At 42.6% G+C, this 18,516-nt stretch carries 14 protein-coding genes; 13 read left to right on the top strand and 1 reads right to left on the bottom strand.

The window, feature by feature from the left end; translation table 11 throughout:
• Window positions 1–66: 66 nt before the first annotated feature.
• Window positions 67–225: a hemin uptake protein HemP gene (gene hemP, locus ACP7AA_RS00755; RefSeq protein WP_227672156.1), complete on the bottom strand. Its 159-nt coding sequence runs from the start codon at window positions 223–225 to the stop codon at window positions 67–69.
• Between the two features lie 256 nt (window positions 226–481).
• On the opposite strand from hemP, the gene ACP7AA_RS00750 reads away from it, so the two are divergent.
• From ACP7AA_RS00750 to cmk, 13 genes are all read left to right on the top strand, one after another.
• Window positions 482–1,642, top strand: a complete 1,161-nt coding sequence (locus ACP7AA_RS00750; RefSeq protein ID WP_426222359.1) for an NUDIX domain-containing protein — start codon at window positions 482–484, stop codon at window positions 1,640–1,642.
• 514 nt (window positions 1,643–2,156) lie between these two features.
• Window positions 2,157–3,641, top strand: coding sequence for a lipocalin family protein (locus ACP7AA_RS00745; RefSeq protein WP_426222358.1), 1,485 nt, complete (start codon window positions 2,157–2,159; stop codon window positions 3,639–3,641).
• A 428-nt stretch (window positions 3,642–4,069) separates the two neighbouring features.
• On the top strand, window positions 4,070–5,515 hold the full coding sequence (locus tag ACP7AA_RS00740; RefSeq protein ID WP_201620204.1) for a glyceraldehyde-3-phosphate dehydrogenase: 1,446 nt from the start codon (window positions 4,070–4,072) through the stop codon (window positions 5,513–5,515).
• A gap of 349 nt (window positions 5,516–5,864) precedes the next feature.
• Window positions 5,865–7,079, top strand: a complete 1,215-nt coding sequence (gene cgtA / locus ACP7AA_RS00735) for an Obg family GTPase CgtA (protein ID WP_201565473.1) — start codon at window positions 5,865–5,867, stop codon at window positions 7,077–7,079.
• 140 nt (window positions 7,080–7,219) lie between these two features.
• Entirely contained in the window at window positions 7,220–8,392 is a 1,173-nt protein-coding gene (gene proB / locus ACP7AA_RS00730) for a glutamate 5-kinase (protein WP_281491169.1), read from the top strand.
• A 289-nt stretch (window positions 8,393–8,681) separates the two neighbouring features.
• Window positions 8,682–9,818: a uroporphyrinogen decarboxylase gene (gene hemE / locus ACP7AA_RS00725; protein WP_281491170.1), complete on the top strand. Its 1,137-nt coding sequence runs from the start codon at window positions 8,682–8,684 to the stop codon at window positions 9,816–9,818.
• A gap of 192 nt (window positions 9,819–10,010) precedes the next feature.
• The gene (gene argC, locus ACP7AA_RS00720) at window positions 10,011–11,078 is read left to right on the top strand and encodes an N-acetyl-gamma-glutamyl-phosphate reductase (RefSeq protein ID WP_281491171.1); all 1,068 of its coding nucleotides are present in this window, start codon (window positions 10,011–10,013) and stop codon (window positions 11,076–11,078) included.
• A 103-nt stretch (window positions 11,079–11,181) separates the two neighbouring features.
• Window positions 11,182–12,063 carry a hypothetical protein gene (locus tag ACP7AA_RS00715; protein WP_426222357.1) on the top strand — a complete coding sequence of 294 codons (882 nt, stop codon included), beginning with the start codon at window positions 11,182–11,184 and terminating at the stop codon, window positions 12,061–12,063.
• Window positions 12,064–12,222: 159 nt separating this feature from the next.
• Window positions 12,223–12,630, top strand: coding sequence for an ATP-dependent Clp protease adaptor ClpS (locus ACP7AA_RS00710; protein WP_201565456.1), 408 nt, complete (start codon window positions 12,223–12,225; stop codon window positions 12,628–12,630).
• A 713-nt stretch (window positions 12,631–13,343) separates the two neighbouring features.
• Window positions 13,344–15,908, top strand: a complete 2,565-nt coding sequence (locus ACP7AA_RS00705) for an AAA family ATPase (RefSeq protein ID WP_426222356.1) — start codon at window positions 13,344–13,346, stop codon at window positions 15,906–15,908.
• Between the two features lie 158 nt (window positions 15,909–16,066).
• Window positions 16,067–16,804 carry a uracil-DNA glycosylase gene (locus ACP7AA_RS00700; RefSeq protein WP_298869609.1) on the top strand — a complete coding sequence of 246 codons (738 nt, stop codon included), beginning with the start codon at window positions 16,067–16,069 and terminating at the stop codon, window positions 16,802–16,804.
• Between the two features lie 103 nt (window positions 16,805–16,907).
• A complete protein-coding gene (gene tadA, locus ACP7AA_RS00695) occupies window positions 16,908–17,459 on the top strand; it encodes a tRNA adenosine(34) deaminase TadA (RefSeq protein WP_298869610.1) in 552 nt (183 codons plus the stop codon).
• Window positions 17,460–17,646: 187 nt separating this feature from the next.
• Complete coding sequence (gene cmk / locus ACP7AA_RS00690; RefSeq protein WP_426222355.1) at window positions 17,647–18,405, top strand: (d)CMP kinase; 759 nt, start codon at window positions 17,647–17,649, stop codon at window positions 18,403–18,405.
• The last annotated feature ends 111 nt before the right edge of the window (window positions 18,406–18,516 follow it).

Genomic DNA, 18,516 nt, shown 5'->3' with positions numbered 1-18,516 from the left:
ATTTTATTTTATCCAATAAAAAACGCCTTTATCAAAAGGCGTTTTTTTATGAGATGGGCAGTCTGTTTATTTGGTTAAAATTAAGCGGTTGTTACGGGTTAAGCGTAGGCGGTATTCTTCGCCTTCATGCTCGATACGCACTTCTTTGGTCAGCGCAAATAGGTGCTGTGACTGCAGCGTAGGCAAGCGGTTTTCACGGCAGTTTAAATAACGAGAGATGACCATGCTCATAGTAAATTCCTTTTGATAAAATAGTTTAGTACGAAACAGCGAGATAAATTAAATTATTAACGATAATAATTATCATTTACATTGGCGGTTTTTGCAAGCTATTTGATAAAATAAATGACGGATATTATGTAAACTTATATATCTTCGTATTTACAAAGGCTATAAAGCCTACCAAGGCTATAAACCAAAATAATAAATATCGATGTATTGATAATACGCATCGATAAATATATTGATAAAGGGCATTTAGATGGCAAATCAAACGACGAACCCAATAAAGCATCCATTAGATGAAAATAAAGTAAGCGAAACCAAGGCAATAACTGTCGTCAATGTCGCGGTAGCGGTCATTTATTATGAAAATCAGTATTTGCTAGGGTTTAGAGATGGCTCACAGCATCAAGGCAATCGTTATGAGTTTGTTGGCGGCAAGATAGATAGTCATGAAACTGCCAAGCAAGCGCTAATTCGTGAAGTCGCTGAAGAGACGGGCATCGATATTGCGAGTAATACTGCGGTCAAGCTTGGGCGCCTGCATCATGACTATGGTGACAAGCAAGTATGCTTACAGGTCTATAAAGTAGCGCTGAGCGCACAACAATACGAAGCGCATAAACATCGTAAGCAAGGCTTAGAAGGGCAAGCGCTAACATGGGTGGATGAATCGAAGTTACTGGCGGGAGATTACCATTTGCCAGCCGCCAATAAGACGATACTTGCATGGTTGCGCTTACCGGCACAGATAGCGATTACCTATCCATTGGTACACTTTAACGATGCAGCTGATTCTGCCGCAGCATGGTTGCAGTATCATGTGGCGCATCTAAAACAGGATGCTTGGGTTTATGTCCGACCAAAAGCCACAGATACAGAAAATAGTGGGGAGCAATTGTTACGCTTACGTCCTGATATCCATGCGATTGTGCCTGATGCGTTAATTGATAAATTAACTGAGGCATTAACTGATGTATTAAATAGCAATGAGGCGAATGAGATAGCTATAAACCACCAAATCGTAGCGAGTCATTTAACACAGACGCAGCTTATGCAATGGTCAAACAGTCATCAGAGCAAGGATGTATCTGACTGCAACAATGCTTTAAGCCATTCTTCAAATTATCCATTAATAGTAAGTTGTCACGATGCCGAGAGTATTGATGCGGCGAATCAGTTGGCACATATGCGTTTAGAGCAGCAATTGCCGCCAGTCATCGGTATGTTTCTGTCACCTGTTTTTGTCACTCAAAGCCATCCTGAAACCGCGCCGCTAGGCTGGCAAGCATGGGCAGAATTGGCCGTATTAGCAGATATGCCAGTGATTGCTTTGGGCGGTTTGTCACCAGTGCTGTATGGGCAAGCGCAACAATACGGCGGCATTGCTGTCGCTGGTATTAGACAGTTTTTTCAATAGTATTTCGCGTGCTTTTTGCGCTATATTTTAGCTATTTTTATAAGCCTTAATTAACGGGAAAGCGCTCGTTAATTAAGGCGCTGATATAAGAGATTAGGTTGCTTGAGAGCAGGCGTTAACTCATGACAAAACGCTGATTTCAAAACTCTTTTAACAGTCAGTAACTATGTGTTTGTTCTATGCGGCAAACATAGAATTACTTACAAACCGTTGCGTTTTCCTACATTGCGACACTGTTCTCATTGAGCCATTGCTATTACTATAAACCATCAAATTATCAAACGGCGCTGAGTCAGTTTTTAGCAAGCATTATCTAAAAATGGCTTATCTATCATTATCCTTTATCCAGCGCTTCTAAGGTTATGACGCATACTGGTTATAACCGCATTTAATTTTCAGTTATTCTTCTTTTGTATTGATAGTGAGTATTGAAAATTATTTTGCACTTATCTGCTAAACAGAGAATTTGATCATAAAGAATTTTTAACTATTACTATTAATAAATGGTACTCCTATGAAAACCAATAAGTTACCTAAGTCAGCATGGTCTGATTCTCAGGCAGCTGGTTCTCAATCGCAGCAGACTGGCCAGTCAAGTCAGCACTATTTTGGAAAAAACTGTCTTGAAAAAAGCAGTCTTAGAAAAGACTGTCTTGAAAAAAGCTACCTTAAGAAAGGTTATATAAATAAAGATTATCTAGTTAAACGTCATCTTAAAGCGGATAGTGCTTTACAAACAGGTTATGCCAGTAACGACGCTAACTATCATTATGAGCACTTTGACAGTGCTAACGACTATGACAGTGCTAACGAAGAATATTCCAAGCATTTGGCGACAGATACGTCAGCACATGACAGCTATTTTGGCTACAAACGCGTTGAAAAAAGCCTTGCCGAGGCAACAGAGTCTGCAATGATTAAGAAGAGCAATCGTAAAGCCAGTAGCAGCAGCCTTAAAGCTAGCGATATGAAAAGCTACCCTAGTACAAATGAGGTGAGTAGCAATAACAATAATAAAAGCTCACAACCTGCTCACGGATATAAAAAAGCCCATAGCTATCAAAAGGTGAAAAAAACAACTGCCATACATATTGATGAAAATGTAGATACCGATACAAATACTAAGTCATTAATGCTGCAGTCTATTAAAGGTGATATGGCAACAGGGCAGGCTGATGCTATAAATAGCTTAACTAAAAAAAATGACTCTAAAACCAATCACTCTAAAGCCAATCACTCTAAAACTAACAACCATCTTTCTTCTGAAACTGCCGACGCAGCGATAACAGAGATACCGGAGCGCATATTTATGAATGGACTGATTAAACACACAGGTATTGCTTTAGCAATTATCATACCGCTGGCGGCGTTTTCAGCGTATGCGGCGACGCCACCCGTCAATACCGCGGCTAAAGCTAATGTGACGGCTAATGCAACGACGGATAAAACCAGCACCGAGACATTAGCCATCAAGCCGAGTGCTATCATTCATAAGTCTGCAAGTGTACCAACCACAGTTGATAGCGTTGATCTGAAAAAGTACGCCGGCACTTGGTATGAGATAGGTCGTTTACCGATGTATTTTCAGCGCAATTGTGCCAGTGACGTGACGGCGACTTATGTTGAAAAGACCGACGGTTCAGGCATCAAGGTGATTAACCAATGCAAAGCGCAAGACGGTTCAGGCATTACAGCGGAAGGCTTAGCCAAACCAGCAGATAGTACGGGCAGCAAGTTAAAGGTGACTTTCTTACCCTCTTGGATTCGCTGGTTGCCCGTTGGTCGTGCCGATTATTGGATACTCGCACATGATGCAGACTACAAAACAGCATTGGTTGGCACACCGGATAAAGACTATCTATGGTTGCTAGCGCGTTCACCAAATGTGAGCCAAGAAACTTATGCCAAATACCGCCAGATTGCTCAGCAACAAGGCTATGATTTAAAAGAGTTTAAACTTACCACGCAGACCAATCAAACGGTGAAGTTGGTTCCATAAACGAGTCATTGTCTATTATGACTAATTATCAATTATTAATAGTCTGTTATTGACAGCTAGTTATTGGTAGCTCGTTACTGAAAGCCATTTAAGTATTTTATATTAATCAGGTTTTTACATTGATTTTAGTCGATTAAAAATGGGACGGTAGCATAAGCTGTTTTTATTTTTTATTCAGTAACTTATAGAGTAATGAATAGTGCAATGAAAAATGCGATAAGTTGGACAAATTCGGTTATCACTAGCAAAATAGGGCGTTTTAAGCTAAAATCTCCCTTATCTAAAGACTGCGCTGATAAAAACGGTGACGATAACCACTGCCGCAATAGTCGAGCGTTATCGTTTTAGAATCATTACCTAACTTAGTGATGACCTATCTATTTATATTTCTTTATACTTTACTGATTACCTAATTACTGACCATAAGGATGTTTCTCGTGAGCAACGCTGATACCTTACGCCAATTACATCAAGACCACTTGAGCAATTATAACCAACAAGAGCAACAAGCCATTGAGCTGATGGGGCTTTTGAATAAGCTTTATAATGAGCAAGATGTACAAGTGACTTTGTTTGGCGACACGCTAGATACGACTTCTGTAGGTCAAATATTGGCATTGCATCAAAAAGTAGCGCTACGTGAGCAAGATGCCAAATCTATCGATATCGCGGATACGTTAGCGATGGTGAAAGCGCTTGCAGAGAGCAAAGATATTCAAGCAGCGCGTATCGATGTCGGTCAGCTGATTGCTAATGACAGTGATTTACAAGCGGCTTTACAGTCTATTGGTACTGATAAAGGTGCTAGCAATGGCGCAACGGACGTCGTGCTATATGGTTTCGGTCGTATTGGTCGTATCTTAACGCGTCTACTGTTGTCACAAGCATCAAGCGCCAAGGGTATGCAGCTAAAAGCGATTGTCGTACGTCCTGCAGCTGCGGGCGATTTGGCCAAGCGTGCTTCATTGCTTGAGCGTGATTCAATCCATGGTAGCTTCGCTGGTGGTGTGGTTGTTGACAATGAAAACAATGGTTTGATTATCAATGGCCGCTTTGTGCAAGTTATCTATGCCAAAGACCCAAGCGAGATTGATTATACTGCTTATGGTATCAAGGATGCATTGGTCATTGATAACACAGGTATCTGGAAAGATGAAGCCGGTCTTGGCAAGCATCTGCAATCTACTGGCGTGAAAAAAGTATTGCTAACGGCTCCTGCAGGCGGCGATATTAAAAACGTCGTCTATGGCGTAAATAACGATACCGTTGGCGATGACACTATCGTCAGTGCGGCCAGCTGTACGACTAACGCGATTACCCCAACGTTAAAAGTTTTAAATGACGAATATGGTATCGAAAACGGTCATGTTGAAACCATTCACTCGTTCACTAACGATCAAAACTTAATTGATAACTATCATAAAGCCGATCGCCGTGGCCGTAGTGCAGTATTGAATATGGTTATCACCAGTACTGGTGCGGCAAAAGCAGTTGGTAAAGCACTACCAGAGCTGAGCGGTAAATTAACCGGTAATGCTATTCGTGTACCAACACCAAACGTCAGCTTAGCCATTTTGAACTTAAACCTTAAAACTGCGCCAGCTAGTGCTGATGCATTAAATGAGTTTATGCGTAAAGTTTCTAATAGCAGCCAGTGGCAAACACAGATTGCTTATACAGACTCTACTGAAGCGGTATCGACTGATTTTGTCGGTGATACTCATGTCGGTATCGTCGATGCACAAGCAACGATTTTGACCGATAACCATGCTATCGTTTATATTTGGTATGATAACGAAGTAGGCTATAGCACTCAGGTATTACGTTTGGCAACGCAAATGGCTGGCATCAGCTATACGCAAATTCCAGCGTAAAACATTGCACGGCTACTATTTTAGCTGCTTTTATTTAGATGAAACAGCTATACGAAAGTAAGTTTTATCCTAGATAAATCGGTGTAAATGGTTAAAGGTAGTATTCAAACACCCGATAGTCCGAATGGTTATCGGGTGTTGTTGTCATAATAAATGCTAAGTTAGAGTGACATTACATTCTAACTGGCACATTTTTTAAAGCAGTTTTTATACCTCGAGATATTTTATAGTTATTAATTTTTATAATTATTAAGTTTTTCACAATTACCCAAACATATAGCTACAACCTAAAATACAGTCGTTGACTGTAACCAGTTGATAAACTGGATGGTAAATAAAGGAACGTAAGATGCGATTTATTGATGAAGCCGTCGTAACGGTAAAAGCAGGTGACGGTGGTAACGGAATCGCCAGTTTTCGCCGAGAAAAGTATGTCCCACGCGGTGGCCCTGATGGTGGCGATGGTGGTAAGGGCGGAGATGTCTATGTCATTGCAGAAGACAACACCAACACCTTAGTGGACTATCGTTATACCCGTCGTTATGACGCCATGCGCGGTGAAAACGGTCATAGTAAGAACTGTGCCGGTAAGGGTTCTGATGACATCTATTTGCCAGTCCCAATCGGTACGACTGTGGTCGATACCGAGACCGACGAAGTACTAGGTGATTTGATTGAGCTTGGTCAAACTTTACTGATTGCCAAAGGTGGCGATGGTGGTTTGGGTAATACCCATTTCAAAAGCTCGACCAACCAAGCACCGCGCAAAGCCACATCAGGTTTTGAAGGCGAGTTAAAAGTGCTTAAGTTTGAGCTAAAAGTTGTGGCTGATGTGGGTTTAATTGGTTTGCCTAATGCTGGTAAATCGACCTTTATCCGCCAAGTCTCTGCTGCTAGACCAAAAGTGGCCGATTATCCATTTACCACGTTAGTACCAAATTTAGGCGTGGTCGATATCGGTCGTCATCGCTCATTTGTCATGGCCGACATTCCAGGTTTAATCGAAGGCGCTTCAGAAGGTGCAGGACTTGGCATTCGCTTTTTAAAGCATGTCGCTCGTACGCGTCGTCTGTTACACTTGGTTGATGTAAAACCAATCGATGGCAGTGACCCAGTAGAAAACGCCCGTATAATTTTAAATGAGCTTGAGCGTTTTTCACCTGAATTGGCCAATTTGCCACAGATTTTAATCTTGAATAAAATCGATCAGGTTGCTGAAGAAGACCTAAATGAGCTTTGTACCCATATTGTGGCTGAGCTTGGTTGGACAGGTATTGTATTCCGTACCGCGACATTGACTGGCGAAGGCGTCGATGCGGTTAAATACCATTTAATGAATGAGATTGAGCGTGAGCGTGAGCGTGAAATCGAAGACCCTATTTTTGCTGAAGCACAAAAAGAGCGTTTTGAGCGCTTAGAAGCAGAAGTGCGTCTGAATACCGAAGCACAGCGTGAAGCATATCGTGCAGCTCGCAGAGCGGCGCGTGAAGGCATTGACTTAAACGACGATGTCGATGACGACGACCTAGATGATGATGGCGTTGAAGTGGTTTACGTGCCTTAAGTGTATTTTATTTAACTTTATGAGCATTAAGTTCACAAGTTTTAACGTTAGGTGCTTTAAGTTTACGTTCTTTAAATAGGTGTGCGCACAGTTTTTAATTTAATCCCCGTAATCACTTTACACTAGCAACAGGAGTTTATATGGCAGTTGACATAGAGAACACGACCGAAGAAGCAAGGTTTGTTAAGCAAGCTCGCAACTTTGATATTCAGCGCGTTATTGTCAAGATTGGCTCATCGTTATTAACCAATAATGGGCGAGGGCTTGATCGAACTGCCATTTACGAGTGGGCAAAGCAGATTGCCAAGCTGCATAAGCGAGGCGTTGAAGTATTACTTGTATCTTCAGGTGCGGTTGCTGAAGGCGTCGTACGCATGAATCTTGATGAGCGTCCAAGGAAACTGGCGGCGCTACAAGCTTGTGCGTCTATTGGTCAGATGGGCTTGATTGAAACTTGGTGGTCAGCGTTGATTCAGCACGGTATTCAAAGCTCGCAGCTGCTACTGACACATGATGATCTGTCTAATCGTAGTCGCTATTTAAATACCACGGGGGCGTTGACGCAATTATTAGAATGGCGCGTGCTGCCAGTGATTAATGAGAACGATACCATTACCATTGACGAGATTAAATTCGGCGATAATGACACCTTGGGCGCGATGGCAGCGGCGATGGTCAATGCTGATTTATACATTATCTTAACCGATCAAGAAGGCGTCTTTACCGATAATCCCCGTAATAATCCTAATGCCAAAATGATCCGTCAAGAGCGGGCGATGGCTGATTATTTATTTGATATTGCCGGTGACGGTGGCAAACTTGGTCGCGGCGGTATGTTGACCAAAATCCGTGCCGGTCGCTTAGCTGCGATGGGCGGTTGTCCGACGGTCATCGTGAGTGGCGCTATCGACGATGTTATCACTCGTGTGGTTTCTGGCGAAGCCGTCGGTACGTTATTGACCACCAATGACGAAGATAAAATCATTGCACGTAAACAGTGGCTAGCGGCGCATTTGCGCATGTCAGGTTCTTTACTTGTTGATGCTGGTGCTGCAAAAGCGGTCGTTGAACATCATAAAAGCTTACTACCGGTCGGTGTGGTAGAAGTCCGCGGCGATTTCGATGAAGGTGATGTGGTTGAGATTGTGCATCAAGATACAGGCGAGCGTATCGCTGTCGGTCAAGTGAACTTCTCATCGCGTGATGCTTGCCGTGTGGCTCGTGAGCGTACGGAGCAGTTTGATAGAATCCTTGGGAACAATGAAGAGCGCGTGGTCATGGTACACCGTGACAACTTAGCGCTGACTATGTAGACCGTTTAAGTTATTTACCCTATTTTACATGTAAGTACGATAGATATAAGCACGATATTATTGATTAAAGGCTAACAGCAAATGACGCTCTAAAAATCCTAGATATTGTTTAATGAAGGCTAATCTGATGCCTGTTAACCAATCATTTAGCACGTTTGGGATTTTGTAATAGAGTGTCGCTATCTGAGCGTTTTAATATTCTTTTCTTTAACTTATTTTATCCAGCCCTGTTATTCATTTGGTGAGCTATTCATTTGAATAACGATGGGGCTGTTTTGGAGATTTGTACATGAGTGCTTCAGACAATAATAACGCGCTAGAGCAGAATTTTGCGCCTTTAAAGAACGATAGATTGCTACGCGCCTTGCGCTTTGAGCCAATAGATACCACGCCTGTGTGGATGATGCGCCAAGCCGGTCGTTATTTACCAGAATATAAAGCCACCCGCGCTGAAGCTGGTGACTTTATGAGTCTATGTAAAGACACCGCGCGCGCTACCGAAGTCACTTTGCAGCCATTACGTCGTTATGAGTTAGACGCTGCGATTTTATTTAGTGATATTTTAACCATTCCTGATGCGATGGGATTGGGTTTATACTTTGAAACCGGTGAAGGCCCAAAGTTTAAACACCCTATTCGTACGCAGGCAGATTTAGATAGATTGCCAGTACTCGATGTCAATGACTCGCTTGATTATGTCATGCGTGCGGTGACAAGTATTCGTAAAGCCTTAAACGGACAAGTGCCGTTGTTTGGTTTTTCTGGCAGTCCTTGGACGCTAGCGACTTATATGATTGAAGGCGGTAGCTCAAAAGATTATCGCTATACCAAAGGTTTCTTATATAGCAATCCTGAGTTTTTACATCAATTATTGGATAAGTTGGCAACGTCAGTAATCGATTATCTAGATGCACAAGTGGTTGCTGGGGCACAAATATTACAGATATTTGATAGCTGGGGCGGGGCGCTTGGTCATCGTCAATTTGTCGATTTCTCTCATGCTTATAATAAGCGCATTGTCGCTGAACTAAAGGTGCGTCATCCTGAAATACCAGTGGTATTGTTTACCAAAGGTGGCGGATTATGGCTTGATATTCAAGCCGATAGTGAAGCCGATGCCTTGGGTTTAGACTGGACGATGCCTATTGACCGTGCCCGTCAAGTCTTGACCGAAAGTCAGCGCCAGTTGACCAAGCACCATAAAAAACTACAAAGTAGCAAAGCCATTCAGGGTAATTTAGATCCTGCGACTTTATATGGTTCGCCTGCGACTATCCGTGCTGAAGTCAATGCCATGCTAGATAGCGCTTATGCCAATGGTGAAAAAACAGGCTATGTGGCAAACTTAGGTCACGGTATTACCCAGTGGGTCGACCCTGATAATGCCAAAGTCTTTATCGATGCGGTACATGACTATAAGATTTAATATTTAATGTGGCTAGTTTTTAAAATTAGCTAACGTTAAGAAGCGAGAGCTTATTAAAAGCGATAAATTTAGACGCTATTAAATTTAGAGGTTATTAGATTTAGACCCTATAATGTTTATACTTAGGTGTAGACATTATAGCTATCTACCATTAATTGAGTAAGAAACTGCATAAAAGAAAAGGGATATCTTATGATTTCAGCAGCGATTGTCGGCGGCACAGGCTATACAGGTATTGAGCTGATTCGCTTATTATCTGCCCATCCTGAAGTGTCTATTGATTTGCTAACCTCACGTAGCGAAGCTGGCACCCGAGCTGATGAGATATTCCCAAGCTTACGCGGCATCTCCGATATCGTTTTTAGCGATTTAGGTGATGAGACGCTAGCGACCTTGCAAAAATGCGATGTGGTATTCTTTGCGACCCCGCATGGCGTGGCAATGAAGCAAGCAGAGGCGTTAACGGCAGCGGGCGTAAAGGTCATTGATTTGGCCGCCGATTTTCGCTTGCAGTCATTAGCAGATTTTGAACACTGGTATCAGCAAGCCCATGCCTGTCCTGAATTATTAAAGACAGCCGTTTATGGTTTACCTGAAGTCAACCGTGAAAAACTTGCCGATGCTTTGGTAGTCGGTAACCCTGGCTGTTATCCAACCACAGCTATCTTGGGCTTAAAACCCATTATCGATGCGCAAAATAAGCAAGCCCAAAGGCTGGTTGAACCACGTATCGTTATCGATGCGAAATCTGGCGTTTCGGGCGCGGGTCGTCAAGCAAAGCTTGCCCTTAACTATGCTGAAACCACAGACAATTTCAAAGCCTATAGCGTTGAAGGTCATCGGCATTTACCAGAGATTGAGCAGGGTGTTGCTCAGTTATTAGAGAGTCAATTTAGCCATCGTATCCGTTTTTTACCGCATCTTGTGCCGATGATACGCGGGATGCTCAGCTCTATTCATCTTGAGCTGACGGATGCAGGCGCTGCTATTGATTGGCAGCAAGTATTTGAGACAAGCTACGCTGCAGAACCCTTTGTGGATGTGATGCCAAAGGGTCTTTATCCTGATACGCGCAGTGTGCGTGCCAGTAATCGCCTGCGTATTGGTATCCATCAAGACAATGCGCGTGCCGAGCTGACGGTGATTGTCGTGCAAGACAACTTGGTGAAAGGTGCGGCTGGGCAAGCGGTGCAAAATATGAATGTGATGTTTGGTTTCGATGAATCAATGGGCTTGAATTTTGCCCCTATCGTTCCTTAACAGATGTTTATCTATTATCAAATCCTTCATGTTTATGGCGCTAGGTATTGATTATAAATTCCGCTATAATAACCTGCCCTTACTGTTAAGAGATACTGTCTAAATGCGTTTGAAGAGTGTACTACGCCTTTGCCCACAGCCCGCACGTTTAGCGTGCCAAGACTCTATTTCTTATGATTTGGAGCGTAGTCTGCATCTCTCTTACCCTGATTATCGCAATTGTTATGGTATCAATAGCCATGGCATCAGTCAGTCACAGCAAGGTGCTTCTACCTTAGTATTGGCATTATTTGTGGTGGCGATATTGGTAACAGCAGTGGTTGGACTGTTATTTGGTCACAAACTTGGCTATCAGCGCGGCTATTATTCGATGCAAACCGAAGCGAAGCAAGCAGTTATTACCAGTAAAGAGGCAACGCAAGAGCTAAAAGATTTACGCCTTAGCAGTAAAATCGCGACCAATGAAGCGGCTACCGCTAAGCAAGAGCTAGAAATAAGTTTGGCAAACCTAAAAGAGCTACGCGAAAATCAGCAAGAACTGACGGTTGAAAACAAACAAGTGGCGCAGCTTAATGAGATATATGCCGAAATCATTAGCGAACAAGGCGGGATGCCATTACAGATACTTGGCGCGAAAATTGAACCTCTACCTGAGAACGCTTTTGAATATGGCTTCGATATTGGCATGCTTGCCAGCGATGGTAAAGCCAAGCGCTTAAAACCAACGTTAACCTTGCTCAATGACGATGACTTTGTAGAAGTGCCATTAGAGCCAGCAAGTTATACCATTGAAGGAATCACGCGCATTCGTGGACGCTTTATGATGCCGTCAGGCTTTAAGCCGTTGCAGGTTAAGCTGAGCTTGCGAGCAGGTGGACAGGAAGTAGAGCAATTATACGATTGGAAGCTTGGCGACAAGGTCGATAATATGCCGCTGTCGTTATTAGACTTACCAGAGGTTGATGAAAGCCCGATTGAACCTTAATCTTTTAAGGTTTGATTGAGAGTTATTGTTTGCATCTTTTACTATTTTATGTTGCTGTCTCCCATGGCTGACGCCTAATGACATATCAGCATGTCTGTCAATCTTTTTTAATCCCCCTTTATGCTGTTATAAACACACCTATTAATTTGTATTCTAATTATGATAAAACAAACCCTATTACAATCAACGCCTACCGTTGCGGATTGGCATTTCCCCAATATACCGACGCATTTTGCGCAAGATGGCGATCCCGAAGGTGAAACCACACCGCAAGCTGACGTATTAGTGGCAGAGCCAGAAGTCGCAAAACCACCGATGTATGCGGTGGTGATGTATAACGATAACTACACGCCGATGGAGTTTGTCGTTTATGTGCTGCAGTCAGAATTTCGTCATAGTATGGATTCAGCGGTTGAGATTATGCTGACCATTCATAATAGTAGCAAAGGTATTGCGGGTATTTATCCAAAAGACATTGCTGAAACCAAAGCCAAAAAAGTTAATAGCCTTGCGCACCGTGAAGGCTATCCTTTATTGACTCAAATAGAGCCGCATCAAGGCGAATAGTTTTTTAGCGCGCTTCTGTGATAAGTTTTCTACATTTCCCTATTTATATGACCTCTGTTTTTATGTTAATTGCTACTATCTTATTTATACCATTAGCTTTTACCCTTCAAAATACTTTCTAACCTAGAGCAATAGAGCAATAGAGCAGTAGAGCAAGCCTGATGAGTTATTTAATGGTTTGCTCTAATATATCGACTTACTTTAAGTCTAATGCCTGCAAATTTAGTATCTCGCCAGTTATTGTCTCTTTAATATGTCTAACCCTTTCATTTTAGACTTGATTTTCCTCTGATACAGCCCTATATATTAAAGTATACTCTTGTACACTTAATCTCAGTTTATCCCTCGTTTTTTTAAATCGTTTTAGTATTTTTATCTCTGTTATATTCAACAGCCAATCTCGAAAATATACGCTCACATTACTTTATTGCTTATGGTTTTTTGGCTGTATCAATGCTTCTAACAAGCTTGGTGGACACTTCGATACATTTTAATCGGCGTTAATAGATTGACTATCTTTAAGTATCATGTTGATATAAAGGTAAGCTGAAAATAATGTCTACGTCATGGAAGTCGGTATTGAATAACATTGAGTAAAGTCTCTTAATAAACCTAACATAGCCCTTGAACAATCCATCTATCGCCCTGATTTAGTTACTAACTCATTCATAAAGCTATCAATAATAAGATAGGTACAACCGTAGGAAGTCCTTATGTTAAGTCGTCATCTTGAAGTTTCTTTGCGTTTAGCAATGACACTTGCGCGCCAAAAATCGCATGAGTATCTCACTGTTGAACATCTACTACTGGCATTATTAGAAAATACCAATGCTGCCAATACGTTGACTGCTTGCAATGCCAATGTCTCAACCTTGCGTAGCGAGCTTGAAGCTTATATCAATAAGCATACGCCAACGGTCGATGCTGAGACTGAGCAATCACCACAACCGACCCAAAGTTTTGATCGTATCCTGCAACGGGCTATTTTCCACGTGCAGTCTATCGGTGGCGGTCGTCTGGTTGAAGGGTCTGATATTTTAGTATCGATGTTTTCAGAGCATGATACTTACGCCGTTTATTTGCTCAAAAAGCAGGGCATCAGTCGCCTTGAGCTGACTCAGTATTTATCACACGGTCAAGATAAAGATGAGCCATCTGAGCCACGTGCTTCGATGACAGGTGAGCGCCGTAGTGCCTCAGAAAAGACCAGTAAAGACCCCTTGGTCGAATTTGCAACCAACTTAAACCAGCGTGCCGCTGAAGGTAAAACCGATCCATTAATTGGCCGTGGCCCTGAAATTGAGCGCGCAGCGCAAGTATTATGTCGTCGCCGTAAAAACAACCCGTTATTGGTGGGTGAACCAGGCGTGGGTAAAACCTCGATTGCAGAAGGTTTGGCGTGGTTGATTATCAATGATAAAGCACCGAAGCCACTCAACGGCTGCGTGATTTATAGTCTAGATATTGGCTCGTTAATCGCCGGTACTAAGTATCGCGGTGATTTTGAAAAACGCATGAAGTCGCTGCTTGATGCGCTAAAGAAAAAGCCCAATGCGATTTTGTTTATTGATGAGATTCATATGATTATTGGCGCAGGCTCGTCAATGAGTAGCAATATGGATGTATCAAACTTAATCAAACCGGCACTTGCCAATGGTGAGCTGCGCTGCATTGGCTCGACAACCTTTACTGAATATCGTCAGGTGTTTGAAAAAGACCATGCATTGTCACGTCGTTTCCAAAAGATTGATGTGAAAGAGCCAAGTGTTGATGACAGTATCGATATCTTACGTGGGCTGAAGCCGCGCTATGAAGAGTTCCATAATGTCGAATATACCGATGAGGCCTTGGTAACGGCCGTTCAATTATCAGCCAAACATATCCACGAGCGTTTTTTACCGGATAAAGCCATCGATGTCATTGATGAAGCCGGTGCGTATAAGCGTTTGGGTATCGTCGCTGATTTGGACGATATTGACGCCGAAGAAAGCTTTATCGCTGATTTAGAGCAAGATTTTGATGCGCAAATCGATGCCGATGAAGAAGGTTTTGAGGGCGTTGATGATGACAGTATTGATGACACAGGCACGGTCAATGAGATGCAGGACGAAGCAAATGCTGCCAAAGCCAATGATAGAGCGAAAGCTGATGGGTCTAAAAAATCTAAAGGCAAACGTGCACCGATAAAAATTGATGTCGCTGATATTGAAGCTATCGTTGCCAAGCTTGCGCGTATTCCACCCAAATCTGTATCCAGTGATGATAAGAGTATTCTTCAGCATTTAGACCGTGATTTGAAGCACTTGGTGTTTGGGCAAGATGAAGCGATTGAAACCTTAGCCGATGCAATTAAATTATCGCGTGCCGGTCTTAAAGCACCCGATAAGCCAATTGGCTCGTTTATGTTTGCTGGTCCTACCGGGGTTGGTAAAACAGAGGTCTCGCGTCAGCTAGCAAACTTATTGGGTGTCGAGTTGGTACGCTTTGATATGTCAGAGTATATGGAAGCGCATACCGCATCGCGTTTGATAGGTGCGCCTCCAGGTTATGTTGGCTATGATCAAGGCGGTTTGCTTACCGAAAAAATCAATCAGCATCCGCATTGCGTGTTATTGCTTGATGAAATCGAAAAGGCCCATCCAGATGTCTTTAACTTGTTATTGCAAGTGATGGATCATGGCACCTTGACCGATAACAATGGTCGCGTCGCTATCTTTAAGCAAGTGATTGTGATTATGACCACCAACGTTGGTGCCGATAGTATCAGTCGTTCTTCTATGGGCTTCACACAGCAAGACCATAGCCGCGATAATACCGAGGCGCTCAAACGTGTGTTTACGCCTGAGTTCCGTAACCGTCTTGATGCCATCATTCAATTTAATCCATTGGATACCTCTGTCGTCGTCTCTGTGGTCGATAAGTTCTTAGTTGAGCTACAAGTCCAGCTTGATGATAAACAAGTAACGCTAGAGATTGATGATGAAGTACGTGATTACTTAGCGGATAAAGGTTATGATCGCCTAATGGGTGCGCGTCCTATGCAGCGTCTGATTCAAGACGAGATTAAGAAACCATTGGCAAGCATGATTTTGTTTGGCGACTTGGTAAACGGTGGGGTTGTCCATCTGACCTTGGAGCCTGAGGACGCTAAAGATCAAGACGGCAATGCGGTTAAACTTGAGAAAGGGTCAGATAAAGGCTCCTCTGACAGTCGTATTATTCTAACGGTTGTTGAGGCACATGAGCCGCATCCAGACTCTGAATCACTAGCCAGCTAGGTAGTTTTTGCTGTTAGTATCATAAAAATGGTTACTGCGTTATAAAAACGGTTACTGCGGTAGCCGTTTTTTTTATTGCTAATTATCACGTAGCAGCGCCAATATTTTGCTAATATCAGTGTTAGCGTATCCTGATAACAAATAAAAAAGGATTGATTATGACATTACTTGATGTACAAGCAACAAAGACAGAGGCACAAAAACAAGCGATTTTAGACAATGTACGCTTACCAGAAGACTGGAAAAACGCCTTAGCAGAAGAATTAACTTCTGACAATATGGATAACTTGCGCGCATTTTTAAAGGAAGCCTATCAATCAGACGATAGTATCTATCCACCAGCCCCTTTGATGTTTAATGCGTTAAATTTAACCCCTTTATCACAGGTTAAAGTCGTGATTTTAGGTCAAGATCCTTATCACGGACCAGGACAAGCAATGGGTTTATCATTTTCAGTGCCCAAAGCCATTCCAAAGCCACCTTCACTGAATAATTTATTGAAAGAGATGGCAAGTGACATAGGTATCGCGCCGTCAAAACATGGTGACCTGACCTACTGGGCACAGCAAGGCGTATTGTTATTAAATAGCTCATTGACCGTGAGAGAAGGGGAGCCAAACAGCCACCAAAATAAAGGTTGGGAGCAGTTTACCGATGCGGTCATTGATGTGGTCAATGAACAAACAGAGCATACGGTATTTATATTGTGGGGTAGTAAAGCCCAGAAAAAAGGCAAATATATTAATACTGATAAACATCTGATTTTGACGGCTGTACATCCTTCACCGCTGGCTGCTAACCGTGGTGGATTTTTTGGCTCTAAGCCATTTTCTAAAACCAATGATTATCTACTACAGTATGGTCGAACGCCAATTGACTGGCAGCTGCCACAGTAGCTATTAACAGTAGCTGTTAAAAAAAGCTGTTAAAAATAATCGTCAAAAGTGGTTTTTAAAATAATAGTTCTATTAATATTCAAAATAATAGTTGTACTGATAAATGAAACATAGACAAACGATAAGCTTGCAGCCTTATCAATTAGCGAGCAGCCTGATATCGGCAAGTACCTTTTGGTTGATTGAAGATTTTAAGTGGATGCAAAAAGCCCTTAAGCTTGCCAAACAAGGTGCCGCGCGTGAAGAAGTGCCAGTAGGGGCGATACTGGTGCACAATCAGCAAGTAATTGGGCAAGGATTTAACGAGCCGATTGGACGCCATGATGCGACGGCTCATGCTGAAATTGTCGCTTTAAGAGATGCTTGCATGCGTTTAAACAACTATCGCTTGCCATTACAGACGACGTTATATGTGACTTTAGAGCCGTGTACCATGTGTATCGGGGCGCTGATTCATGCTCGAGTGGATAGACTTATTTATGCGGCAAGTGAGCCGAGGGCTGGCATGGTTGGCAGTCAAATGAACTTGGCTGCCCAGCCATTTTATAACCATAGTATTCAAGTACATAAAGGCTTGTGTAGTGAACATAGCAGTCAGATGCTAAAGGCTTTTTTTCGTGAGCGCCGCCAAGCGTTAAAAAATAGCAAGCGCTAAAAATAACAGTGAGCATAAACCATTAACAAGATATTATGCTCACTGCTAGTGATAGTAAGGTTTGTTTGCTATACTGTCGCCCTATTTGCTTACGAACAAGTTTATTGGCGTGCAAGCGTTTGATAAACCAGTGGAAATTTACGCCATTTGCCATTTTGTAAGCTGTACCGACGATTAAGTGACTGTTATGACTGCTTTTACATCCAATACTAATGATAATAATAGCGACATTTCGTCATTGCGCTATCCGGTTATCTGTATTGATGGTCCAAGTGGGGCAGGTAAAGGCACGGTTACGTGGCGCTTAGCGCAAACGTTAGGGTATCAGCTGTTAGATTCAGGGGCGTTATACCGCATTGTTGGTCTAAAGGCATTTGAAGCCGGTTTGCTAAATGTAGATGGCGAGCAAAGTATCGATGAGGGGGCGCTATTAGCATTGACTCAAAGCTTGCAAATAGTTTTTGAGCCTAATAGTGATTCAGGACGCGTGGATATCATTGTTAATGGCGCTAAGGTTGGCGAGCAAGTACGCAATGAAACCGTCGGTGGTTATGCTTCACGAGTCGCAGTTTATCCAAAGGTACGTCAAGCCTTGCTTAAATTGCAGCAAGATATGGCGACCCAATCAGGATTGGTTGCCGATGGTCGTGATATGGGTACCGTGGTTTTCCCAGATGCCGATGTTAAGGTCTATCTGACGGCAAGTGCCAAAGCTCGCGCAGAACGCCGCGTGGCACAGCTTTTACAAGCGGGACAAACTGCCGATTTTGAAGCAATTCTTGCGACGATTAAAGCGCGTGATGATCGTGATGAAAACCGTGCAACGGCACCGTCGAAGCCTGCAGAAGATGCGCTGGTTTTAGATAGTTCTAACCTAGACGCTGATGCGGTTTATGAGCTTGTAAAAAAACATTGTCAAGATCAAGGTATTTGCTTTAATCGTTAATAAAAACAACATATTAAGTACTAAAAAGTTTCCTATGGCTTTCATTTTAGTATAAAATTATATAAGTATAAGTAAGACAGTTGTTGCTAATGATTCCGATAGACATAGTAT

It is taken from the genome of Psychrobacter sp. DWR1-2-3 (assembly GCF_049896465.1).
GTDB lineage: Bacteria > Pseudomonadota > Gammaproteobacteria > Pseudomonadales > Moraxellaceae > Psychrobacter > Psychrobacter maritimus.
Note: the sequence above shows the minus strand (reverse complement) of the source record. Positions and strands in the feature narration are given on the sequence as shown.